The following is a 25,171-nucleotide window of genomic DNA, read 5'->3' as shown; positions in this document are numbered from 1 at the left end:
AAGGGGGCAACATTTATGTCAGAACGAGTATTAGAAGTGAATAATTTGCATGTTTCCTTTGATATCGATGCTGGGGAAGTGCAAGCGGTTAGAGGTGTTGATTTCTTTGTCGATAAAGGTGAAACGCTCGCAATTGTTGGTGAGTCTGGTTCAGGGAAATCAGTAACAACGAAAGCAATCACTAAATTATTTCAAGGTGATGCAGGCAGAATTAAAAAAGGTGAAATTAATTTCTTAGGTGAAGATTTAGCAAAGAAATCAGAACAAGAATTAATTAAACTTAGAGGTAAAGATATATCTATGATCTTCCAAGATCCAATGACTTCTTTAAACCCAACGATGAAGATTGGCAAACAAGTTATGGAACCATTGATGAAGCATAGAAATTATAATAAAACAGATGCGAAAAAACGTGCTTTAGAAATATTAAATTTAGTAGGTTTACCAAATGCAGAAAAACGTTTCTCTGCTTATCCGCACCAATTCTCAGGTGGACAACGACAAAGAATCGTTATTGCAACAGCACTTGCATGTGAACCTAAAGTATTAATTGCTGATGAACCAACAACTGCACTGGATGTAACAATGCAGGCACAAATTTTAGAGTTGATGAAAGAGCTTCAAGATAAAATTAGTACATCAATTATATTCATTACACATGACTTAGGTGTGGTTGCGAATATCGCAGATCGTGTCGCAGTAATGTATGGGGGGCAAATGGTAGAAACTGGAGATGTAGATGAAATATTCTATGATCCTAAACATCCATACACTTGGGGATTATTATCATCAATGCCAGATTTAACTACAGGTTCAGAAACAGAATTGTTAGCTATTCCAGGAACACCGCCAGATTTATTACATCCACCTAAAGGAGATGCTTTTGCAGAGCGTAGTCAATTTGCATTAGATATAGATTTTAAGACGCCACCTCCTTGGTTTCAAGTATCGCCTACACATTTTGTGAAATCATGGTTGTTGGACGAACGTTCCCCTCATGTCGAGCCACCAAAAATGGTGCAGAAACGTTTACGTAAAATGCCAAATAATTACGATAAACCTCAACAAGTAGAAAGGGTGTCGTTCGATGGAGAATAATAGAGATGTGCTATTACAAGTGAAAAACTTAAAACAATATTTTAATGAAGGTAAGCGAAATGAAGTTAGAGCCATCGAAAATATTTCTTTCGATGTATTTAAAGGGGAAACATTTGGTTTAGTAGGAGAATCAGGCTGTGGTAAATCAACTACAGGTAAAGCCATTATTAAACTGAATGATATTACAGATGGAGAAATTCTATATGAAGGCGTAGATATTCAAAAGATTAAAAATCGTAAAGACTCATTGAAATTTAATAAAAAAATACAAATGATCTTTCAAGATCCCTATGCATCATTAAATCCGCGTTTAAAAGTTATGGATATCGTAGCTGAAGGTATTGATATACATAAACTTGCTTCTGGTGTTAAAGATCGTAAGAAACGTGTTTATGATTTATTGGAAACAGTAGGTTTAAGTAAAGAGCATGCGAACCGTTACCCACATGAATTTTCTGGGGGACAACGCCAACGTATTGGTATTGCACGTGCATTAGCAGTGCAACCAGAGTTTATTATCGCTGATGAACCGATATCTGCATTAGACGTTTCTATCCAAGCGCAAGTTGTAAACTTGTTATTAAAATTACAGAAAGAGCGTGGCATTACATTCTTATTCATTGCCCATGACCTTTCAATGGTGAAATACATTTCTGACAGAATTGCAGTGATGCATTTCGGTAAAATCGTTGAGTTAGGTAGTGCTGATGAAATTTATCATCATCCTATGCATCCTTATACCAAATCTTTGCTTTCTGCTGTACCTCAGCCAGACCCTGAAAGTGAAAGAGTGAGAAAGAGAACAGTTTTTAAAGAAGACGCAGAAAACAATGACAAACGTTCATTGCATGAAGTACGACCAAACCATTATGTATTTACAACAGATGAAGAAGCGGAAGCACTGCAATCTGAAACACATGAAACGTCTATATACATTAGATAAAGATGATAAAGCACAACCAGGTGTGGCTAAAGCATTGCCTAAAGAAAGTAATGGCGGTAAAACGTTAACGATTAAATTGCGTAAAGATGCGAAATGGTCGAATGGGGATCCAGTTACTGCGCATGACTTCGAGTTTGCCTGGAAGCGCGTAGTGAATCCTGAAACAGCATCTGAGTATGCCTATATTATGTACGATTTGAAAAATGCGGAAGATATTAATATGGGTAAAAAAGACGTGGACGAATTAGGCGTTAAAGCACTAGATGACCATACATTAAAGGTGGAATTAAATAAACCAATTCCGTATATTAATGAAATGTTCGCGTTTGGTACATTTATGCCACAAAATGAAAAAGTTGTGAAAAAACATGGTCAGCAATATGGTACTACAGCTGATAAAACAGTGTTTAATGGACCTTTCAAGATAGATCAATGGAGGGTTGAAGATAAAATTCAACTTGTAAAAAACGAAGATTATTGGGATAAAGAAGCGGTTCATTTAGATCGCGTTAATTATAAAGTATTAAAAGACCAACAAGCAGGTGCGTCTTTATATGATACAGGCTCTGTTGATGATACTGTTATTACAGCAGATCAGGTTGATAAATATGAAGATAATGCAGGTTTGAAAAAACGTTTATTAGCAAGTACATTTTATATCAAATTAAATCAAAAAACTGTACCAGCATTTAAAAATAAAGATATGAGACTCGCAATTTCACAAGCAATTAATAAAGAAGGCTATGTAGATGCTGTTAAAAATGATGGTTCGGAAGCAACAGATGGTTTCACCTCTAAATTAACAGCAGAAACACCTGATGGTAAAGATTTTGCGGAAACGATTGATTCGCCATTATCATATAATCCAGAAGCTGCCAAAGCACATTATGAAAAAGCTAAAAAAGACTTGGGTATAAAAGATCTGACATTTACGATGAATACTGAAGATACACCAAGTTCAAAAATTTCAGCAGAATATATTAAAGCGCAAGTAGAAAAAACGTTGCCTGGTGTCACAATGAAAATTAAACAATTGCCATTTAAACAACGTTTGAATCAAGAGTCTTCTGAAACACACGAAGCCTCATTGTCTGGTTGGGGACCAGACTATCCAGACCCATTAACATTCTTAAACATTATGACAACAGGTGCTGCTCAGAATAATACTGGCTGGGGCAGTAAAGAGTATGATCAATTAATTGAAGATGCTAATGGCAAATTATTGAAAAAACCGGAAGAACGTAATGCTGCTATGAAGAAAGCAGAAGAAATGATGTTGAAAGACGCACCGGTCGCACCGATTTATCAAAAAGGGGAAGCGCATTTAACAAATCCACAAGTTAAAGGCATAATCTATCACCAAATTGGTGGAGATACATCTCTGAAAAATGTAAAAATAGATAAGAGTATTGATCGTGAAACTGGTGAAAAGAAAGAATAACTAGTATAGTTTTTGAAAAACAAAATAAAAATTACAAACAGCACATCAACATAAGGTTGGTGTGCTGTTTACTTTGTATATTAAACTGAATTTTACTAGTTATTACTATTTGAAATTGAGACAACATTTCTTGCTCAATTAGTTATACATGTATTTAAAGCACTGGCTGAAGACTTCAGAATGAGACAGTAATTATGGAAAGCTAACACAAAAAATGCCAACAAAGTTACTGACTTTGTTGGCATTTCAACATATTCTAATCAAATAGAATGTGCCCGTTATAATTATCTTTTACGACCTAAGCCCATAGCTTTTTCCATTTTCTTCAATGTTTTGAAAGAAACTTTTTGAGCTTTATCTCTACCATTATCTAAAATAGTATCTAATTCATCTGAATTAAAGTAATACTCATATTTTTCTTGAAAATCTGTTAAGAATGTTTTTACGATTTCTGCTAAATCTGATTTAAACACACCATAATTAGAGTCTTTATATTTACTTTGTAATGATTCTAGAGATTCATCCGTTAAACTAGAATAAATGGATAATAAATTAGAAATACCTGGTTTGTTCTCTCTATCAAATTTTATAATACCATCTGAATCAGTTACTGCACTTTTGATTTTTTTAGCTGCAGTATTTGGTTGGTCAAGTAAGGAAATGAAGTTCTTTTGATTATCATCACTTTTACTCATTTTTCTAGTCGGATCCTGTAAACTCATAACACGACCACCCACTTTTGGTATGCGTATTTCGGGTTTAATTAATATATCGTTAAAACGAGAATTAAATCTATCTACTAAATTTCTAGTTAATTCTATATGTTGCTTTTGATCGTCGCCCACAGGGACAATATTCGTGTTATAGATTATGATGTCTGCAGCCATTAACGGTGGATATGTAAGTAAACCTGCTGGAACGCCTTCAGTCTGTTTAGTAGCTTTATCTTTAAATTGTGTCATACGTTCCAATTCTCCAATAGAAGAGATCGAAGTGAGCATCCAACTCGCCTGTATATGCGCTGGTACTTCTGATTGTATGAATAATGTGGATTTCTCTGGGTCGATACCAGAAGCTAAATAAATTGCTGCAAGCTGTCTTGTTTGTTTACGTAATTTCAAACGATCTTGTGGAACAGTAATTGCGTGCTGATCCACGATGCAGAAGAAACAATTGTAATCGTCTTGGACTTCACCAAATTGTTTCAATGCACCAATGTAATTACCAAGTGTTGGAATACCACTGGGCTGGATACCTGAAAATAATGTTTCCATTTTTAGATGCCTACCTTCTAAAATTTAATTTAATACATATTACGTACATTATAACAGTATTTCAATCATTTGTAATTTATGTTAAACTATAGACATATCAATATTTCTATCCGAATTTATTGAGAATTGCTTTTATTTTAAATTTTTTGATAAAAATTAAAGAATTCTCATTTAATTTTAATGTTGAAAGGGTATACTTTGATTGTAAGGTTAAGGAAGACGAAGTTTACTTGAAAGTTTCTTAATCATATAAATATTGAAATCTAATGAATTTAAATTCATGAAAAATAGGAGAGTGAGATGTATGGTAACATTATTTACTTCACCAAGTTGCACATCTTGCCGTAAAGCGAAAGCATGGTTACAAGAACATGACATTCCGTATACGGAGCGTAACATTTTTTCAGAACACTTAACAATTGACGAAATCAAACAAATTTTAAAAATGACTGAAGACGGAACAGATGAAATTATATCTACACGTTCTAAGACTTACCAAAAGTTAAACGTTGATATAGACGCATTACCGCTTCAAGATTTATATTCAATTATTCAAGATAACCCTGGTTTATTACGTCGTCCAATTATTTTAGACGAAAAACGTTTACAAGTTGGTTATAACGAAGATGAAATCAGACGTTTCTTACCAAGAAAAGTACGTACGTTCCAATTACAAGAAGCGCAACGTATGGTTGACTAAAACAAATTATAATTTACAATATTGGCCATAAAGTAGCATATTTATGATGTTGCTTTATGGCTTTATTATATTTAGCATAACAAATAGACTCAGAGTGAAGTCAAATGAACCGATTATTTTATATTTCAAGACTTTTAAAAACAATGGGCCATTTGATTGAAGAATGATAAAAGCGAAACAGCACTTGGTAATTAGTGCTGTTTTTTTGGCTTATGTTAGGGTATGTGTTAATATAAGAGACCAATTAGGAAATAGTAAAAATTAATGAAACAAATCAATTGTAATTATTACTACGTTCTAATACAATAATGATTACTATTCATCGACTGTAAGGAGTGAGATGATATGAGAATAGAGCGTGTTGACGATACTACTGTTAAATTATTTATAACATATAGTGATATAGAGGCTAGAGGTTTTAAACGTGAGGATTTGTGGACAAATCGTAAGCGTGGTGAAGAGTTCTTTTGGAACATGATGGAAGAAGTCAACGAAGAAGAAGATTTTGTAGTTGAAGGCCCTTTATGGATACAAGTACATGCTTTTGAAAAAGGTGTTGAAGTAACAATATCTAAATCTAAAAATGAAGACCTTATTAATATGTCAGAGAATGGTGATAACGAACAACTTGATTATCAAGTGAACGATTTATTATCACAGAGGTTTGATCAAGATGATAGTTTAGAAGATTTATTTGAACAACGTCAACAACAAAAAGAAAGCAACCACGATCAAGAAAATAACGACCATAAACAACAAAGCACACGTACAGTAATTGTTAAATTTAACGATTTAGAAGAAGTTATTGATTATGCACATCACAACAATCAATCAGTAGATGACTTTGAAGATTTATTATACAGTTTTAATAATATATACTACTATGCTGTTCATTTTGATGAAACAGTGGATCAAGAATCAATTAATGATAGTTATAGTCAATTACTTGAATTCGCATATCCTACTGACAAATCAGAAGTATATTTAAACGACTATGCAAAAATTATTATGAGTCATAATGTTGCGTCGCAAGTACGTCGTTATTTCCCAAGTGCGACAGAATAATATAAATTTTTTTATTTAAAATTGAGACCTGTTGAAATTTAATTTTCAGCAGGTCTTTTTGTGTACCTTATTTTATTTATGTTCAATTATCAGTGGTATATAAATCATTTTCTATCATTACTATATTTTAAAAGTAATGATTCGTTTGTAACAGTGTAATAAAATGAGGTGGTAAAATTATGTTATGTGCAAGAAATGAAAGTAACCAAATCATATCAGCAATGATTGCTCAAAAAGGGCATCAATATACGTGTCCGCATTGTAATAATAAAGTTATATTTAAAAAAGGCCAATTCATTGCACCTCATTTTGCCCATGTAAGTAAAAGGGAGCTTACATGCAATAAAGGAGAAACTTATGAACACTATCGTCTTAAATACTATCTTGCTCAATGGTTTGAAAAATATAATTATGATGTTGCCATAGAACCTTATATAACAGGATGTTATCAATACCCTGATTTAATCATAAATCACAGTATAGCAATTGAAATACAATTTTCACGAATTACGATATCAAATATAAAAAAACGCAGTATATCCTTACAAAAATGTGGACTAGATGTTGTATGGATTATTAATAATCCAAGTTATGATAAGATAACAAAAATTTTAATGCTTACAACTTATGAACGAACTTATATTAATTTAAAAGACCGCCATTTAATTGCTTGGAATGATTACACACAAGAACTGTACAAATATAAGATATTACAATATCTTGGTGGCAAACGTTATGTTGCGAAAAGAGAGATTGTTGCAAATGATGCTTTGATACATAACTCGACTCATGTAGATATTCAATATAACAATTTAACTTTAAAGTTAAGTGAAACTGCAATCATTAAATACTTGAAGCATTGTCGTAATAGGCGTTCGGTACTTGAGCCGAGTCTTAGTGTTATGTACCAATTACAATTATCAGAGTCATGGGTAAGTAAACATCTTGGTATCATTTTCCCAGAACAATTATATGTGAAATCTCATCCAGTATATTGGCAATTACAACTTCTATTTATGTTAAAGCATGTACAATTTAAGTTAAGTGATTTTATAAAATTAATTGAGTATAATGAATTTTATACAGGGGATGTTAATAAGGAAGAAATTGCTAGGGAAATGGTTAGGAAATTTCAGAAATTGAATTATAGCATTGGACGTAATAACGTGCAAAAATGATTGTTACGTGAGAAAATTATAATAATGAACTTTATAGGAGGTTTACTTAATATTATGACTGAACAATTAACAAGAGAAGAACAAGAACGTAAATACCCTGAATATACATGGGACTTAACTACTATTTTCGAATCAGATGAGGCTTTTGAAGCAGCATTTAAAGAAGTGGAAAATAACATAGGACAAGAAGAACAATTTAGAGGTCATTTAGCTGATAGTGCAGAAACACTTTATAACGCATTAGCTTTAGAAGACGAACTGGGTTCTCAATTAGAAAAAGTATACGTATATGCTCATCTAAAACAAGATCAAGATACTGCAAATGATAAGTACACGGGATACGAGTCACGTGCACATCAACTTATTATTAAATTTAGTTCTGGATGGAGTTTCTTAGTTCCAGAAATTTTACAAATTGATGAAGTACAAATCCAAAATTTCATTGAATCTAATGATGATTTAAAACGTTATGCATTTGATTTGAAACTGATTAATGAAAAACGACCTCATGTTTTAAGTGCAGATAAAGAAAAATTACTTACTGAGGCACAAGATGCTTTAGCAACATCAGATAATGTATATGGTATGTTTAGTAACGCTGATTTAGAATTTGAAGATGCAATTGATAAAGATGGGAATCATCATTCATTAACGCAAGGTACGTTTATAAAATGTTTAGAATCAGATGATCGTATTTTACGTAAATCTGCATTTGAAAATTTATATAAAGCCTATGGCGCATTTAACAATACATTAAGCGCAACTTTAGCTGGCGAAGTGAAAAAGAATGTGTTTAATGCCAAAACACATAATTACGAAACTGCAAGAGCAGCAGCATTAAGTAATAATCATATACCAGAAGAAGTATATGATAATTTAGTTAAAACTGTGCATAACTACTTACCATTATTACATCGCTATACGAAATTACGTAAAGACTTATTAGGTTTAGAAGATATGAAGATGTACGATCTTTATACACCTTTAGTTAAAGATGTGAAATTTGAAATGCCGTATGAAGAAGCTAAAGATTGGATGGTAAAAGCTTTACAACCTATGGGCGAAGAATATATGAAAGTTGTTGAAGAAGGGTTAAATCATCGCTGGGTAGATGTATACGAAAATAAAGGTAAACGCTCAGGTGGTTATTCTTCAGGTGCGCATTTAACTAATCCCTTTATATTATTAAATTGGTCCAATACAGTGAGTGATTTATATACATTAGTGCATGAATTTGGTCACTCTGCACATAGTTATTTCAGTCGTCAAAACCAACCAGCCAATTCAAGTGGTTATACAATTTTTGTAGCAGAAGTAGCTTCTACATGTAATGAAGCATTATTAAGCGACTACATGGACAAACATTTAGATGATGAACGTAGACTATTATTACTTAATCAAGAACTTGAACGTTTCCGTGCAACATTATTTAGACAGACAATGTTTGCTGAATTTGAGCATAAGATTCATCAAATCGAAGAGGCAGGAGAACCACTTACAGCAAACCGTATGAATGAAGAATACGCAGAATTGAATAGACAATACTTTGGTGATTCTGTTGAAACAGATGAAGATATTAGTAAAGAATGGTCAAGAATTCCTCACTTCTATATGAATTATTATGTGTATCAATATGCAACTGGATATAGTGCGGCTCAAAGTTTAAGTCGTCAAATTTTGGCTGAAGGCCAACCAGCAGTGGACAGATATATTAATGAATTCTTGAAAAAAGGTAGCTCAGATTACCCAATCGAAATACTTAAAAACGCAGGTGTAGATATGACAACTCCTGAACCAATTGAACAAGCTTGCCAAGTATTCGAACAAAAATTAGACGCTTTTGAAAAGCTTATGAAAGCTTAGTGTGAATGTATTCGTTTTCAATATGACAAGTTTGTGACAAAGTGATTTTATTTAAACTAAATGGTTGAAAGACGCATTTTAGCGTGTTATATTATAAACATGAAATTAATCACATAACAAACATACCCCTTTGTTTGAAGTGAGAAAATTTCTCCCATCCCCTTTGTTTAGCGCCGTGTAATCAGACACGGCGTTTTTTTATATCCTTTTTTAATTAAATTCAAAAATATGAATAACTATTCGTTTGACTTTAAAAAATTAAAGTTATAGAATTAACTTGTACTTAAAATAAATACAAGGAAGAGGTTGTATATATGAAATTAGCAGTTGTAGCAGCAAATGGTAAAGCAGGGCAACTCATTACAAAAGAAGCTTATGATAGAGGGATAGACGTGACTGCCATTGTAAGAAGTTCAAATAAAACAGTAGCAGATCAAGTGATTCAAAAAGATTTATTCGATTTAACAACGGCTGACATTGCAGAATTTGATGTAGTTATCGATGCTTTTGGGCAACCTGATGAAAATAAATTAGATGAACATAGTAAATCAATGAAACATCTAGGCGATTTAGTAAGTAACAGCAACAAGCGTTTGTTAATTATTGGTGGGGCAGGTAGTTTATATGTAGATGAAGCACATACGCTGAAGTTGATAGACGCACCAGATTTTCCTGAACAATTTAAAAAGACTAGCCAAGCACAAATCAAAACACTAGAAGAAATACAAAAACGAAAAGATGTAAAATGGACATTTGTTTGTCCAGCACCAGATTTCCAATATGATGGTGAGAAAACAGGAGAATATAAATTGAGTGCAGACGAAGTTATTGGCTCAAATGTAAGTTATGCAGATTTTGCTCAAGCAATGATAGATGAAGCAGTAGATGCACAACATATCCAACAACGTTTTGCAGTATTTGCGAAATAAAATAATAATGAAAACTATAGTAAGATGAGGCTATGTCTCAGCTCCGAAATATAAATAGTGATGTGGACTGATACTTGGGGAAAAGCATGCATAAAAAATGCCAACAAAGCCTGCGACTTTGTTGGCATTCTGAGATAGCCCAAAAGGCTATCTTTTTATTTGTTAAAAAAGTGTGATTATCTGTTTATTGCACATTCAAATTTTAGATCTCCAAAATTTTCCATCTGGAGATTTAAGTTTTTCTATCTTTTGTTGCAGTGCTAATTTTTTAAGTTCTTTATTCATTAATTTTTCAGGCCATTCATAAATGGTAAGTAACTCTTCTTTAGTAACTAATTGCTGTTGTTGTATATAACCTTCGAGTGTAGGCGGTAATTTTTTTTCAATTGGTGTTCCAATTAGTTCATTTATGATATACGTATAGATGTGATAAGGATAGAGACCTTCAACTTTCAAACCTTCTTCGTGAACGTCTTCGTTAAAGAATACGAGTGAAGGTGCTTCTTCAATCTCCATTTCTCGTGCAATATGCAAGTCTACTTGTAAGCTTTCTTTTAAATAGCTACTATGCAAATCTTCTTTAAAGACTTCATAATCTAACCCTGCATTACTTATGCAATTATTGACCATTGATTCAGTGATTATATCTCTTTTTGGTATAATTTCATTTTGTACAAGGTGTATAAAACGTTCTGCACGTATGCGGCCTTGAAGTTCAGCAGCCTTATATGCGAGTGCAATATTATCTAAGTCCGATGTGCTCTGCGCTTGGCATTTTGTTAAGACACGTAAAGATGGATTTAATATATGTCTTATACTGATATATTGCTTATACTCTATACGTAATTTAGAGAGAATTGCTGATAATTTGAAGCAATCTTTACTGAATGGGTCGAAAAAAGAATAAATTTCTATCTTACTCACAGGTGAAAGATTCGCATCTTCACGACTATTAGCATGTATTAATTTTAATTCTTCAGTCATGTACATTTCACCTACAATTAGTTTTCGGTATTAACCATATGATTCGCTGTTAAACGTAATCTTTCATACAAATAATCGCCGACACCTGCTTGGAAATCTGCATGCTGAATAGCACTATACATATTTTCAAGCCATGCGTCGCGTTCGTTGTTTGTTATTATAAACTCCATATGACGTCTTTTTAACATTGGATGACCATGTTCTTCTGAATAAAGGCTTGATCCACCTAAAAATTGAGTCAAGAATTGTTTTTGTTTTCTACTTGTTTCTTGAAAATCTCCAGGAAACAAATGGTTAATTCTGTCATCTTTTTCCACTAAGAAATAGAAATGGTCAATCATCTTATATAATGCGTCATGTCCAATGATTTCGTAAGGTGTCTGTGTCATTTTATCACCATATTCTCTTAATATATAACTAATATAACACGAATATTTACATTTGGAAGTAATTCGACTTTTTAAACTTGTGCGCAATTAGTTGTTGTTCAAATTTGATTTGCGATTGAAAAATCTTTGTACTTTATTTTCGGGTGTTTCGTGTTTAATATCGAATGTTTCAAGAATCATTTCAAATTGAATTAAACCATCATCATAATCTTCAACTTCATATTCCAATTCATAATCTTGATAATTTAAATAGTCACTTCTATCTAAAACGAGTAAATTGCCATGGATTTCTTTTTCTAAACGTGAAGTAGTCAAAGCACCAAGAATAACAAGCTGATTAATGTCAACATTCATTTTAGTTAATTGTTCGGTGATTTCTAATGGTAAATCATTCTCGACTAATTTTTTATTTAATTCGGGTATAACATCTGTTTCAAAATTATATTCCATTAAGCCAACTTCGGCAGGTATCTTTAAGGTCATTTCATAGTATTCATCTTTTACGCGTATTCTTAGTGCAGACTTATGTGAGCGTAAATCAAATTGCTCAGTATCTATATAATAGTTTGTTTGACTGAAGGGTTGCATGTCTGGGAAATATTTATTATATATAGATTGGTACTGTGATTGAGATAATAATTGTTTGAATTCAATTTCATTGTTAGTTGCCACGAGAAACACTCCTTTAAAGCATATAATGATTTATTCTAAAACACTTACGACATAATTTAAATTGAACTGCATTTTAAATTTAAAAATACTTTAGGTATTATGCTAAATTGTTGTCGTAACATTAGCCTTGTAACGTGTTATGTGCGATAGAATTATGTTAAAATGATGAAGAATAAGGAGGAACAAGCATGCGTATTTATGTAAATGAAATTAAAGTAACAGAAGATAGTATCAATTGCTATACAGAAGCGTCTACAGAAGGTCTGGAAGAAGCAGGACAAATGCTTGTTGACAGTGATAATTATAGTTTTGCCTACATCTTGGATGATGGACAATCGTATTCATATTTAATTTTTGTTCAAGAAACTTGGTCTATGCTACATGAAAACAAAGGTAAGAAAATAATAATAAATGATAAATTAGAATTACAGCAGTTCGAAAGGGAATTTAATTACATATTGGATAACATACAAGGTAATTTAAATTATGGTAAAGCGTTTGTTTCCGTTGTAGAAGATACTTTCGAATTAGAGTGAAGCGGAGTGAGGCATTATGAATCAATGGGATCAATTTTTATCTCCATATAAACAAGCGGTGGACGAATTGAAAATTAAATTAAAAGGCCTTAGAAAACAATATGAAGTAGAAGACAATGCTTCGCCAATTGAATTCGTAACTGGCCGTGTCAAACCAATGACTAGCATTATTGATAAAGCAAATAAGCGTCAAATTTCTTTTGATCGATTACATGAAGAAATGTATGATATTGCAGGGTTACGCTTAATGTGTCAATTTGTTGATGACATTGAAGTTGTAGTTAATTTATTAAGACAACGTGAAGATTTTAAAGTTGTGGAAGAACGAGATTACATTAGTAATACCAAACAAAGTGGTTACCGTTCATTCCATGTTATTATTGAATATCCTATTGAAACACTAAAAGGAGAAAAGAAAATATTAGCAGAAATTCAAATCAGAACGCTAGCCATGAACTTTTGGGCCACTGTTGAACATACATTACGTTATAAATATGATGGAGATTACCCACCTGAGATTCAACATCGCCTTGAACGGGCAGCGGAAGCAGCGTTTTTACTTGATGAAGAAATGTCAGAAATTAAAGAAGAAATTCAAGAAGCACAAAAATATTATTCTAAAAAACGCTCTAAGAAACATAATAATGATTAGGGGGTGTAATCATGCGTTATACGATACTATCTAAAGGTGATTCGAAATCGAATGCACTGAAACATAAAATGATTAACCATATGAAGGATTTTCAAATGGTTGAAGACCCAGATAATCCAGAGATAGTTATATCAGTGGGCGGTGACGGGACATTGTTACAAGCTTTCCATCAATATAGCCACATGCTATCTCGTTGTGCGTTTGTAGGGGTACATACTGGTCATTTAGGATTTTATGCGGACTGGTTACCACATGAAGTAGAAAAGTTAATTATTGAAATTAATAATTCAGAATTCCAAGTCATAGAATATCCTTTGTTAGAAATTATTGTGCGTTATAACGATAATGGTTACGAAACAAGATATTTAGCTTTAAACGAAGCAACTATGAAAACAGAAAATGGTTCTACTTTAGTGGTCGATGTGAACATACGAGGTAATCAATTTGAACGATTTAGAGGTGATGGTTTATGTGTATCTACACCATCAGGTTCAACGGCGTATAACAAAGCCTTAGGTGGCGCGTTAATTCATCCATCTCTAGAAGCAATGCAAATTGCAGAAATTGCATCAATTAATAATAGAGTGTTTAGAACAGTAGGCTCGCCTTTAGTATTGCCTAAACACCATACCTGTTTGATAACACCTGTTAACCATGACACGATATTAACTACTATTGATCATGTAAGTATTAAACATAAAAATGTTAATGCTATACAATTTAGAGTAGCTAATGAAAAAGTAAGGTTTGCTAGATTTAGACCATTTCCTTTCTGGAAAAGAGTACATGATTCCTTTATCTCTAGTGGGGAAGATGAGTAATGAAATTCACATATGATATTGAATGTCCAGAAATGGTAAGAACATTTTTACAAAAAAACCATTATTCTAAGCGGACTATAAGCGCCATTAAACATAATGGCGCTTTAGTTGTTAACGGACAGCCAGTTACAGTTAGAAAACAGTTAGAAATTGGCGATGTGCTTCAAGTTCATTTAGGGGATGAAACGCCAAGTTCGAATTTGCTGCCTTTTACGGATAGATTGAATATCTTATATGAAGACGAATATTTACTTGTTGTATCGAAACCTGCACTTCAAAATTGTGCACCGTCGAGAGATCATAAACATTTGAGCTTAGTCGAGCAAGTATTAGGATATTTTAAACAATCATCCCTCTCAATTAACCCTCATATCGTAACTCGGATAGATCGGAATACATCTGGCATCGTTATTTTTACCAAACATGGATTTATCCATCATTTAATGTCTCAGACACAGGTTGATAAACGATATTTATGTATATGCCATGGGAGTTTGAAAGATGAAGGCTTGATTGATGCACCTATTGCAAGAGATCCAGCTAGTATTATTCAACGGCAAGTTAACGTGAAGGGTAAAGAAGCGAGAACACGTTTTAAATGCCTACAACGTTCTGAAGATTATAGTTTGAGTGAAGTACATTTATTAACTGGTAGGACACATCAAATACGTGTGCATTTTCAACATATAGGACATCCAATCGTGGGCGATGATTTATATGGAGAAAAGCATCCAATATATACACATCAATTATTACGCTGTGTACGCGTAACTTTTATTCATCCAATCACGTATAAAAAGATTGAGATTAATGATGAGTATAGCGCAATAGAATCTATATTTAATAGGATATGATTTTTAACATTCATGGAGGTGGGGCCATTGGCTAATGAAAAGGATTCAATCACTTTAGAGGACGAACAAGTATATGATCAAGCGTTGTTAGATAATTTGTTGCTTGAAAACCATATCGATGAATTTAGAAATGAATTTTTAGCGATGCATACATATGAACAAAGTGAATACTTTGAAGACAGCAATGAAGAAATTCGACAAAGAATATTTGAAGTATTATCACCAGAAGAAGTAGCTGATTTCTTTGAGCAATTAGAAATTGACGAAGATGAATATGAATCACTTTTTGACACTATGGATGCCGAATATGCGAGTAAAGTGCTAGAAGACATGTCTTATGATAATGCTGTAGATATAATGAATCAGTTATCTAAGCAAAAAATTGTTAGCTTACTCACATTAATGAAACGTGAAGATGCTAAAGAAATCAAAGCATTACTACACTACGAAGAAGATACTGCTGGTGGTATCATGACAACAGAGTATATTTCTTTAAAAGCGACAATGCCAGTTAAAGAAGCAATGATGCATGTAAAAGAACAAGCACCAGATGCCGAAACAATTTATGTTATTTTCACAGTGAATGATAATAAACAACTCGCAGGCGTACTTTCATTAAGAGATTTAATTGTGGCTGAAAATGATGCATATATTGAAGATATTATGAGTGAACGTGTAATCAGTGCAAATGCGGCAGATGATCAAGAAGATGTTGCTCAAAAAATGCGAGATTATGATTTTATTGCGATGCCTGTAGTAGATTATCAAGATCATTTACTTGGTATTATTACTATCGATGATATTTTAGATGTTATGGATGAAGAAGCTAGCGAGGACTACTCACGCTTAGCCGGTGTGTCAGATGTTGATGCGACGAATGATTCCATTATAAAAACAGCTAGAAAACGCTTGCCATGGTTAATCATATTAACATTTTTAGGTATGATTACTGCCACAATTTTAGGCTCTTTCGAAGATACTTTATCGCAAGTGGCATTATTAGCTGCCTTTATTCCAATTGTAAGTGGGATGTCAGGTAATTCTGGTACACAATCGCTTGCCGTTTCTGTGCGTAATATTTCAACTGGTGAAATTTACGAGCAAAGTAAATTCAAAGTAGCACTGAGAGAAACTGGAAGTGGTTTTTTAAGTGGTTTAATTTGCTCAATAGTGCTATTTTTAATTATACTGATACTTTATGGTCAACCCATATTAGCAGTGATTGTAGGCGCTAGTTTGACGATAGCAATGACAGTCGGTACATTAGTAGGCTCAATGATTCCGTTAGTTATGGATAAATTGAAAATCGACCCCGCAGTGGCGAGTGGCCCTTTTATTACAACAATTAATGATATCGTAAGTATGTTAATTTATTTTGGTTTAGCAACGTCATTTATGTCTTATTTAACGTAGGAGGGTTATATGGAATTTCTATCGCTTGTTGTCGTTGTATTAGCGGCATTTTTAACACCAATTTTAGTCAATAGACTACGTGTTAGTTTTTTACCTGTCGTAGTTGCTGAAATATTAATGGGTATCGTTATTGGTCACTCATTTTTAAATTTAGTAGAGCGCGATGCGATGCTTAATATTTTATCCACTTTAGGATTTATCTTTTTAATGTTTTTAAGTGGTTTAGAAATAGATTTTAAAGCATTTAAAAAAGATAAAAGTTCGACTACACAAGAAGAAAAATCTAAAAAACAAGAACCTGGGCATTTACAATTAGCAGTTATTGTATTTATGGCTATTATGATTATTTCAATTGTATTTGCTTATATGTTTAAATGGTTCGGATTAATAGATGATGTTTTACTTATGGTAATTATTATTTCCACAATTTCTTTAGGTGTAGTAGTACCAACTTTAAAAGAAATGAACATTATGCGCACTACAATAGGACAATTTATCCTACTTGTTGCTGTACTAGCAGATTTAGTGACAATGATACTACTTACAGGTTATGGTGCGATGCATGCTTCTGGCAACACATCACTTTGGTTAATTGGTAGTTTAGTTGTATTTACACTTATCTTTTATTTCTTAGGAGGTATCTTCAAGAAAGCGCAATTCCTGCAAATGTTGATGGATGGTACGACACAAATAGGAATACGTGCAGTCTTTGCATTGATCATTTTGTTAGTAGCATTAGCAGAAGGCGTAGGTGCTGAAAATATACTTGGGGCATTCTTAGCAGGTGTCGTTGTATCATTATTAGGTCCAGATGAAGATATGGTAGAGAAGTTAGATTCATTTGGTTATGGTTTCTTTATTCCTATATTCTTTATAATGGTAGGGGTAGATTTAAACATTCCAGAGTTAATTAAAGAACCATCGTTATTATTAATTATACCCTTTTTAATATTAGCATTTTTAATTTCGAAATTAGTTCCTGTGTTTTACATACGTAGATGGTTTGATATGAAAACAACGATTTCTTCGGCTTTTCTACTGACTTCAACACTATCTTTAGTAATCGCATCGGCGAAAATCGCTGAACAATTAGGTACTATTTCTAGTGAAATATCAGGTATTTTAATACTAAGTTCAGTTATTACATGTGTATTTGTACCTATTGTCTTTAAAAAGATGTTCCCAATGCCAGATGAAGCAACAAGACAAATTGAAGTTAGCTTAATCGGTAAAAACCAATTAACAATACCTATTGCTCAAAATTTAACTTCACAGCTTTATCAAGTTTCACTTTATTATAGAAATGATTTAAGTGATAAACGCAAGTTATCTGACGCCATTTCTATGATTGAAATTGCTGATTATGAAGAAGAGTTGTTGGAACGTTTAGGCTTATTTGAAAGAAACATTGTAGTCTGTTCAACTAATGATGATGATATTAACCGAAAAGTTGCTTTGATGGCTAAAGCACATGGCGTTAAACGTGTAATTTGTAGGTTAGAATCAAGCTCTAGTGATGTTGAACTACAAAAAGAAGGCATAGAAGTATTCAGTAGTTATTTGAGTAACAAAATATTACTGAAAGGTTTAATTGAAACGCCAAACATGCTTAATCTTTTAAGTAATGTTGAAACTTCATTATATGAAATCGCAATGTTAAACCATCAATATGACCAAATTCAATTACGTAATTTCCCATTCGATGGCGATATTATCTTTGTACGTATCATTAGAAATAATGAGTCTATCGTGCCTCATGGTGATACACAATTACGCTATAGAGATAGAGTGATTGTAACAGGCTCTAAAGAATATGTAGATGAATTGAAACGTGAATTAGAATTTTATTATTAGTAACGAGTATAGCGTTAAGTTAAAAAAGTAATTTTTATGTACCTCTGACGCCTTACTTTTATAATTAGGTTTAAAATAACTTTCATTTGATAGAAAGCGTAGATATTAATTAAATAGGTTATATATAGTAAAAAAACTGTTTAAACAATCAAACCAATGTTAAAATAAGGGATATTGGAATTGGAATCGAGTCAATGAGTCAAAGCTTTCTGATGATTTCTCGAACCGGTTTAAAATGAAAACTTTAATAAAGGAGTTATTCTCATGTTTAATTTAGAAAATAAGACGTTTGTCATTATGGGTATTGCTAATAAACGTAGTATCGGATTTGGTGTAGCTAAAGTATTAGATGAATTAGGTGCAAAATTAGTATTTACATATCGTAAAGATCGAAGTAAAAAAGAGTTAGAAAAATTAGTAGAACAATTGAATCAAGAAACACATCATATGTATCAAATTGATGTTCAAAAAGATGAAGATGTTGTCGACGGTTTTGCTAAAATTGGCGAAGAAGTTGGAAACATTAATGGTGTTTATCACTCAATCGCTTTTGCAAACATGGAAGATTTACGTGGTCGTTTCATAGATACTTCTCGCGATGGATTTTTATTAGCGCAAGACATAAGTTCATACTCATTAACAATCGTGTCACGTGAAGCTAAAAAATTGATGCCTGAAGGTGGTAGTATCGTAGCTACAACATACTTAGGTGGCGAATTTGCTGTTCAAAATTATAATGTTATGGGTGTTGCTAAAGCAAGTTTAGAAGCAAATGTCCGTTATTTAGCATTAGATTTAGGTGAAGAAAATATTCGTGTAAATGCAATCTCAGCAGGTCCAATACGTACTTTAAGTGCAAAAGGCGTAGGCGGATTCAATACGATTTTAAATGAGATAAAAGAACGCGCCCCATTAAAACGTAATGTTGATCAAGAAGAAGTAGGTAAAACTGCAGCATACTTATTAAGTGATTTCTCTAGTGGAGTAACTGGTGAAAACATTCATGTTGACAGTGGTTATCATATCGTTAAATAATAATCAAAACACCTCTAATGAGCAATGTGTAGTAATTATTGCACGTTAGAGGTGTTTTTTTAAAAACTATAAAAAGTGGCACTATGATGACAAACTAAAAAGCTGAAAGATCCTTATTAATGTAAAGGATCTTTCAGCTTTTTTAGTTAAATAACAATTTTTATAAACGAGCTAATCTTTGACGTCACTATTAGCTGCTTCAATAAGCTGTTGTCTATACCGGAATACATTACGGACGATAGATTTAATAACAGCATATAGTGGCACAGCAACAAGAATGAGTACAAAACCACCAAGGTTACCTGCTGCTAAAATCACAACAATGACTGTTAATGGATGTATGTTTAAAGATTTACCCATAACGTTTGGCGTAATGACATTTCCTTCTAGCTGTTGTGCAATCAGTGTAATGATACAGACCCAAATAAATACCGTTGGACTTTGTATAATGCCAATGATTCCAGCAGGTACAAATGCCATCCAAGGACCTAAGAATGGAATCATATTGGCCAGACAGGCAAACATAACAAGTAATAAAGTATAGTTAAGTCCTAGAATAGAATAACCAATATATAAAATGACACCTAAAATAATACTTACAGTTACTTGACCTTGAATATAAGATTTAACTGTTTCGTTTAAGTCTTTTAATAATTCAACTACGAACACTTTTCTATCCCCTTTAAATAATCTTGCAATAAAAGGAATAAATCTTTCGTGGTCTTTTAGCATATAAATTAGGAAGAATGGCACCATGATGAGTAGAAACATAGTAGAAATAAATGATGTCACGAATCCTAATGAATTAGATAATAAGCTAGTAGCGCCATCGCTCATTGATTTAATCATATTATTAATTCTGTCTGTTACATCTGCTGGTAATCTTTCCATTTGATCTAAAGCAAAATTAACAATGTGTTGAACTTCATTTTGTAGCGCTGGGATTTGTTTAATTAATCTTGAAATTTGTTCTATTATCAGCGGTGCAATATAACCTACAAAGCTGCTTATAATAATAACTAACGCAATCAAGATAATTGTTATACTACCCCAACGTGGGACTTTGTTTTTTTCAAGTATTTTTTGAAAAGGTAAACAGATATAGAATAAGAAGCCACTAAGTAACAGTGGTAACAACACTGATTGAATAATAACAATAAATGGTGTGAAGACACTATGGACTTCCATTACTAATTTGATTAGTAAAAACAGGATAAGTAAGGCAACACCTGTTCTAAACCAAACCTTATTAAGCATAGGACTTTTCCTCCTAAAAAATCGTATTTGAAGTACTATTTAGTATATCTCAAATAGCTACAGAACAAAAGATAAAAATTGATGTCAATTCGATGAATAATGAAATCGATTCAAATAACTTTATAGAATATTAACTAAAGTCACATAATGCATTAAATAGTGTAAAATTATTTCATTAGAGAATTTAAGTTATTAAAAATTTTTATTATTAATTCACAATTAAAAATATATAAATTGTGAAAAAGATAACTTATGAAATGCGTTGCGCGGAACATTTTATATGTGTATAATGATAAAAAATATCATTATACATAATGGTACAACAAGGGGGATACGTTATGTTAGAGAGTTTACTTACGTGGTTGTATGATATTGTATGGAGCAAGCCTTTAGTCTATGGTTTGTTACTTACAGGGGTATTATTTTCATTTATGATGCGCTTTTTCCAAGTTAGACATTTTAAAGAAATGATACGTCTAATGTTTCAAGGGGAGAAATCACCTACAGGTATATCCAGTTTCCAAGCGATTGCACTATCATTAGCAGGTCGTGTAGGTACTGGTAATATTGTAGGTGTGTCGACTGCTATATTCATTGGTGGTCCTGGTGCGATATTTTGGATGTGGGCATCAGCATTTTTAGGAGCTGGTAGTGCATTTATTGAATCTACACTCGGTCAGATTTATAAAAGGGAAGAAAAGGGGCAGTATCGAGGTGGACCAGCATTCTATATCGAATATGGTATCAAAGGTAAACTCGGTAAAATTTATGGTTTAATCTTTGCTGTAGTAACAGTAATTTCAGTAGGTTTATTATTACCAGGTGTTCAATCCAATGCAATTTCTAGTTCAATGAAAAATGCGTTTAGTTTTGAACCTTGGATAGTCGCAACATTTTTGGCAGTAATAATTGCTTTAATTATATTCGGTGGTATTAAATGGATTGCAAACGCTGCAACTGCAGTTGTTCCGTTTATGGCAATTTTATATATTTTAATGGCAGTTGTTATTATATTTATTAATATTGAACAAGTTCCAGCGCTATTTGCTTTAATATTCAAATCTGCATTTGGGTTTGAAGCAGCATTTGGTGGAATCGTTGGGGCAATGATTGAAATTGGTGTTAAAAGAGGTCTATATTCAAATGAAGCAGGTCAAGGGACGGGACCACATGCTGCGTCTGCAGCAGAAGTATCTCATCCAGCTAAACAAGGGCTAGTACAATCATTCTCAGTATATATTGATACACTCTTTGTGTGTACGGCAACAGGATTAATCATTTTACTTTCAGGTACATATAATGTCACTGGTAACGCTGACATGTCAGACGGTAAAGCCAGTTTGATTAAAGATAATGGTATTTTTGTAGAGATGTCGAATGGAGATAAAGATTATTCTGGTACAGCAATGTACGCGCAAGCTGGTATTGATAAAGCATTCCAAGGCAGTGGTTATCATTTCGATCCTGCATTCTCAGGAATAGGGTCATACTTCATTGCGATTGCACTATTCTTCTTTGCCTTTACAACAATATTGGCATATTACTATATTGCTGAAACCAATATTACGTATTTAACTAGAAAAAGTTCGAAAAAAATGACTTTTGTTTATATTAATATCACTAGAATTGTTCTCATTGCAGCTACAGTGTATGGTGCAGTGAAAACTGCTGATGTAGCGTGGATGATGGGTGATTTAGGTGTAGGTATGATGGCTTGGCTAAATATCATTGCAATTTGGATATTGCATAAGCCTGCAATTAACGCCTTGAAAGATTATGAGAAACAGAAGAAAGACCTTGGATCAGGTAAAAAAGCAATTTATAAACCAGATCCTAAGAAATTGCCTAATGCTGTCTTTTGGCATAAAGATTATCCTAAACGACTAAAAGAAGAAAAGTTTGAGGAATAACTCAGTATTCATTTTATAAAAAATTAAGTTGAAATATTTTAAAATAATGCGTCTCTTGGTACAATGTCATTAAGACTACTAGGGGGCGCATTATTTATGTATGATTTTCAACCAGGAAGAATTAATAAAATTAGTTTTCCTAGCGAATTATTAGAACGAGATGTCACACTATCTATTTATTTACCAAAAGATTTTTCTGAATTATTTAAGTATAAAGTTGTATTTTGTTTTGATGGTTTAGATTTTTTTAGTTTTGGAAGAATTCATAGAAGTTATGAAAGTCTACGTGAAGCGAATGAAATTGAAAAAGCAATCTTTGTTGGCTTTCATTATGAAGACGTTGATAAACGACGTGCAGAATTTCATCCACAAGGTGCGCGTACGCATTTAACAGTTAAAGCAGTAGCGAACGAAATTTTACCTTTTATTGATCGAACGTTTCCTACATATAAAGTAGGTAATGCGCGTATAGTACTTGGAGATAGTTTAGCTGGAAGCGTAGCTTTAATGACAGCTTTATCTTATCCAAGAATTTTTAGTCAAGTTGGTTTATTAAGTCCACAACATGATGAAGTGATTCAAACTTTAATTGAACGATGTCAATTTCAAGAACAGTTAACAATATGGCATGCGGTTGGTTTAGAAGAAGCAGACTTTGAGTTACCAACAAACGGTAAGCGTGCAGATTTTCTAACGCCTAACCGTGAACTGAAATCGATTATTGAAGCAAATAACTTCACGCATCATTACATAGAGTTTGAAGGCGGCCATAGATGGAAATCATGGAAGCATTTACTCGATGATTTGCTAAAGTATTTTTTGTCAGATAATATTTCATTTTAATAATCTGAATAAAATTTAGTTTAAAGTAACGAATTTTTCAGAAATTTGATATAATGTAATTATGTTAAACAAAGGAGGAATTTAAATGATTTTAGGATTAGCATTAATTCCGTCAAAAGCGTTTCAAGATGAAGTGAATGCATATCGTAAGCGTTATGATGCTCATTATGCGTCAATTATGCCGCATATCACGATTAAGGGGCAATTTAAAATAAACGATAGCGATTTAGAATCTGTCAAAGAGACAATTAAATCTAGACTTGAGGGTATACCAGCCGTTGATGTTCATGCAACAAAAGCATCGAACTTCGCGCCGATTACCAATGTCATTTATTTTAAAGTTGAAAAAACTGAAACTTTAGAAAAATTATTCTACAAATTTAACAATGGTGATTTCCATGGCGTGCCAGATCACTCATTTGTACCACATTTTACAATTGCGCAAGGACTAACAAGCCAAGAGTTCGAAGATATTTATGGACAATTGAAATTAGCGGGTATTGATTATAAAGAAACAATTGAACAACTTTCTTTAGTTTATTACGATGAGAAAGATGAAAAATGGAAAGTATTAGATAACTTTAACTTAGCTTAAATAATGCCCATTAGTAGCATCTATGATTGCTTACGATAAAAAATGGAATTAAAAGAGGAGTCACTAACAACTTGTTAGTGACTCCTTACAGAGTGTCGACAAAGTCTCCGACTTTGTTGGCACTTTTTTGTGCACGCTTTCCGCGGGCACAGCCTCAGCCTGTAGTCTTCGGCTAGTGCTTTTCCCGCAGGAGTCGGCACAAATTACTGCCATTTTTTAAACAAAAATAATATAATATATTTAAATTAAACAGTAGTGGTGTTTGTAATGTTGAATAAATCAATCGATAAAAGAGATCAATATGAAATGATTTCAATATCGGAATTAGTTCCTAGTAATCACTTATTACGTAGAGTAGATAATATATTGGATTTAAATTTCATTTATGAACTTGTCGAAGACAAATATTGTCTTGATAATGGAAGACCATCAATAAATATGGACTCATTATCAATGAGTTTTTGTTCTATAAGTTGGGTTCTAAAGTTAACAAATAGGGACTTTAATAATTTATCCATGATTGGATGTACTCTAAAACGATTGATTGTTCTATATGATGGTTTTTGATTTTGAGATAACCACATCGTACGAATACTATCTGAAAGTGCAGCTTCAATTCTTCGTCCAGAAAATATTGATTGTGTATAAGCATAAAGAATTATTTTCAACAACATTTTAGGGTGATAAGAGGATGCACCATTTAAGTGATTGAATTCGTAGAATTCTGTTTCTGGAATTGTTTCAACAATTTGATTAACTGCATGTGCGATATCATTGTTAGGAATCAAAATTTCAGTTTCCATTGGTAGTGTTAGCTGAGTCATATTATAATTTTTATACATAAGACACCTCGTTTTAAAATTAT

22 protein-coding genes and 3 pseudogenes are annotated in these 25,171 nt (G+C 32.7%); 19 read left to right on the top strand and 6 right to left on the bottom strand.

Going from position 1 to position 25,171, the window contains the following annotated elements:
• Window positions 1-15: 15 nt before the first annotated feature.
• The 3 genes and pseudogenes from ACP3TL_RS07670 to ACP3TL_RS07660 form a co-directional block, all read left to right on the top strand.
• Window positions 16-1,098, top strand: a complete 1,083-nt coding sequence (locus ACP3TL_RS07670; RefSeq protein ID WP_069833060.1) for an ABC transporter ATP-binding protein — start codon at window positions 16-18, stop codon at window positions 1,096-1,098.
• Window positions 1,088-2,041, top strand: a complete 954-nt coding sequence (locus ACP3TL_RS07665) for an ABC transporter ATP-binding protein (protein ID WP_285336740.1) — start codon at window positions 1,088-1,090, stop codon at window positions 2,039-2,041. Before ACP3TL_RS07670 ends, ACP3TL_RS07665 begins: the two co-directional genes overlap by 11 nt.
• Window positions 2,025-3,482, top strand: a pseudogene (locus tag ACP3TL_RS07660) (peptide ABC transporter substrate-binding protein); the annotation flags it as partial. The gene ACP3TL_RS07665 and the pseudogene ACP3TL_RS07660, both read left to right, overlap by 17 nt.
• A 284-nt stretch (window positions 3,483-3,766) precedes the next feature.
• On the opposite strand, the gene trpS reads toward ACP3TL_RS07660, so the two are convergent.
• Window positions 3,767-4,756: a tryptophan--tRNA ligase gene (gene trpS, locus ACP3TL_RS07655; protein WP_069833063.1), complete on the bottom strand. Its 990-nt coding sequence runs from the start codon at window positions 4,754-4,756 to the stop codon at window positions 3,767-3,769.
• A 304-nt stretch (window positions 4,757-5,060) separates the two neighbouring features.
• Here trpS and spxA point away from each other — a divergent pair, with 304 nt between their 5' ends.
• From spxA to ACP3TL_RS07630, 5 genes are all read left to right on the top strand, one after another.
• Window positions 5,061-5,456 carry a transcriptional regulator SpxA gene (gene spxA / locus ACP3TL_RS07650; protein WP_002483765.1) on the top strand — a complete coding sequence of 132 codons (396 nt, stop codon included), beginning with the start codon at window positions 5,061-5,063 and terminating at the stop codon, window positions 5,454-5,456.
• Between the two features lie 345 nt (window positions 5,457-5,801).
• Window positions 5,802-6,521 carry an adaptor protein MecA gene (gene mecA / locus ACP3TL_RS07645; RefSeq protein ID WP_069833064.1) on the top strand — a complete coding sequence of 240 codons (720 nt, stop codon included), beginning with the start codon at window positions 5,802-5,804 and terminating at the stop codon, window positions 6,519-6,521.
• Window positions 6,522-6,700: 179 nt separating this feature from the next.
• Window positions 6,701-7,699 carry a competence protein CoiA gene (locus tag ACP3TL_RS07640; protein ID WP_277575798.1) on the top strand — a complete coding sequence of 333 codons (999 nt, stop codon included), beginning with the start codon at window positions 6,701-6,703 and terminating at the stop codon, window positions 7,697-7,699.
• 54 nt (window positions 7,700-7,753) lie between these two features.
• Window positions 7,754-9,562, top strand: coding sequence for an oligoendopeptidase F (pepF, locus tag ACP3TL_RS07635; RefSeq protein WP_285336738.1), 1,809 nt, complete (start codon window positions 7,754-7,756; stop codon window positions 9,560-9,562).
• A 314-nt stretch (window positions 9,563-9,876) separates the two neighbouring features.
• Window positions 9,877-10,491 carry an NAD(P)-dependent oxidoreductase gene (locus tag ACP3TL_RS07630; protein ID WP_069833066.1) on the top strand — a complete coding sequence of 205 codons (615 nt, stop codon included), beginning with the start codon at window positions 9,877-9,879 and terminating at the stop codon, window positions 10,489-10,491.
• Window positions 10,492-10,686: 195 nt separating this feature from the next.
• Here ACP3TL_RS07630 and yjbH read toward each other — a convergent pair whose 3' ends face one another.
• The 3 genes from yjbH to ACP3TL_RS07615 all read right to left on the bottom strand — a co-directional run bounded on the left by yjbH (window position 10,687) and on the right by ACP3TL_RS07615 (window position 12,536).
• Complete coding sequence (gene yjbH / locus ACP3TL_RS07625; RefSeq protein WP_069833067.1) at window positions 10,687-11,475, bottom strand: protease adaptor protein YjbH; 789 nt, start codon at window positions 11,473-11,475, stop codon at window positions 10,687-10,689.
• Between the two features lie 17 nt (window positions 11,476-11,492).
• Window positions 11,493-11,864, bottom strand: a complete 372-nt coding sequence (locus ACP3TL_RS07620; RefSeq protein ID WP_285326214.1) for a truncated hemoglobin YjbI — start codon at window positions 11,862-11,864, stop codon at window positions 11,493-11,495.
• An 87-nt stretch (window positions 11,865-11,951) separates the two neighbouring features.
• Window positions 11,952-12,536, bottom strand: a complete 585-nt coding sequence (locus ACP3TL_RS07615; RefSeq protein ID WP_069833068.1) for a CYTH domain-containing protein — start codon at window positions 12,534-12,536, stop codon at window positions 11,952-11,954.
• A 188-nt stretch (window positions 12,537-12,724) separates the two neighbouring features.
• Between ACP3TL_RS07615 and ACP3TL_RS07610 the strand changes: the two genes are divergently transcribed.
• The 7 genes from ACP3TL_RS07610 (at window position 12,725) to fabI (ending at window position 19,701) form a co-directional block, all read left to right on the top strand.
• A complete protein-coding gene (locus tag ACP3TL_RS07610; RefSeq protein ID WP_069818041.1) occupies window positions 12,725-13,072 on the top strand; it encodes a UPF0738 family protein in 348 nt (115 codons plus the stop codon).
• A 16-nt stretch (window positions 13,073-13,088) separates the two neighbouring features.
• On the top strand, window positions 13,089-13,724 hold the full coding sequence (gene yjbM, locus ACP3TL_RS07605; RefSeq protein ID WP_002508093.1) for a GTP diphosphokinase: 636 nt from the start codon (window positions 13,089-13,091) through the stop codon (window positions 13,722-13,724).
• 11 nt (window positions 13,725-13,735) lie between these two features.
• Entirely contained in the window at window positions 13,736-14,545 is an 810-nt protein-coding gene (locus ACP3TL_RS07600) for an NAD kinase (protein ID WP_069818042.1), read from the top strand.
• Window positions 14,545-15,399: an RluA family pseudouridine synthase gene (locus tag ACP3TL_RS07595; RefSeq protein WP_277575800.1), complete on the top strand. Its 855-nt coding sequence runs from the start codon at window positions 14,545-14,547 to the stop codon at window positions 15,397-15,399. Before ACP3TL_RS07600 ends, ACP3TL_RS07595 begins: the two co-directional genes overlap by 1 nt.
• A 27-nt stretch (window positions 15,400-15,426) precedes the next feature.
• The gene (gene mgtE / locus ACP3TL_RS07590) at window positions 15,427-16,812 is read left to right on the top strand and encodes a magnesium transporter (protein WP_285336737.1); all 1,386 of its coding nucleotides are present in this window, start codon (window positions 15,427-15,429) and stop codon (window positions 16,810-16,812) included.
• Window positions 16,813-16,821: 9 nt separating this feature from the next.
• Window positions 16,822-18,666: a monovalent cation:proton antiporter family protein gene (locus tag ACP3TL_RS07585; protein WP_069833070.1), complete on the top strand. Its 1,845-nt coding sequence runs from the start codon at window positions 16,822-16,824 to the stop codon at window positions 18,664-18,666.
• A 264-nt stretch (window positions 18,667-18,930) separates the two neighbouring features.
• On the top strand, window positions 18,931-19,701 hold the full coding sequence (gene fabI, locus ACP3TL_RS07580) for an enoyl-ACP reductase FabI (RefSeq protein ID WP_069833071.1): 771 nt from the start codon (window positions 18,931-18,933) through the stop codon (window positions 19,699-19,701).
• Window positions 19,702-19,872: 171 nt separating this feature from the next.
• On the opposite strand, the gene cozEa is transcribed toward fabI, so the two are convergent.
• Window positions 19,873-20,958: a lipoteichoic acid biosynthesis protein CozEa gene (gene cozEa, locus ACP3TL_RS07575; RefSeq protein WP_069826306.1), complete on the bottom strand. Its 1,086-nt coding sequence runs from the start codon at window positions 20,956-20,958 to the stop codon at window positions 19,873-19,875.
• Window positions 20,959-21,296: 338 nt separating this feature from the next.
• On the opposite strand from cozEa, the gene ACP3TL_RS07570 reads away from it, so the two are divergent.
• The 4 genes and pseudogenes from ACP3TL_RS07570 to ACP3TL_RS07555 form a co-directional block, all read left to right on the top strand.
• Window positions 21,297-22,868, top strand: coding sequence for an alanine/glycine:cation symporter family protein (locus ACP3TL_RS07570; protein ID WP_069833072.1), 1,572 nt, complete (start codon window positions 21,297-21,299; stop codon window positions 22,866-22,868).
• 96 nt (window positions 22,869-22,964) lie between these two features.
• Window positions 22,965-23,711, top strand: a complete 747-nt coding sequence (locus tag ACP3TL_RS07565) for an esterase family protein (RefSeq protein WP_069818049.1) — start codon at window positions 22,965-22,967, stop codon at window positions 23,709-23,711.
• Window positions 23,712-23,796: 85 nt separating this feature from the next.
• Entirely contained in the window at window positions 23,797-24,306 is a 510-nt protein-coding gene (locus ACP3TL_RS07560) for a YjcG family protein (RefSeq protein ID WP_002508084.1), read from the top strand.
• Window positions 24,307-24,573: 267 nt separating this feature from the next.
• Window positions 24,574-24,744, top strand: a pseudogene (locus ACP3TL_RS07555) (transposase); the annotation flags it as partial.
• On the opposite strand, the pseudogene ACP3TL_RS07550 reads toward ACP3TL_RS07555, so the two are convergent.
• Window positions 24,732-25,148, bottom strand: a pseudogene (locus ACP3TL_RS07550) (transposase); the annotation flags it as partial. The pseudogenes ACP3TL_RS07555 and ACP3TL_RS07550 overlap by 13 nt on opposite strands.
• Between the last annotated feature and the right edge of the window lie 23 nt (window positions 25,149-25,171).

Origin of the sequence: Staphylococcus caseorum, assembly GCF_049943195.1 — a bacterium.
GTDB classification, from domain to species: Bacteria; Bacillota; Bacilli; order Staphylococcales; family Staphylococcaceae; genus Staphylococcus; species Staphylococcus equorum_A.
This window is presented reverse-complemented; position numbering and strand designations above follow the sequence as displayed.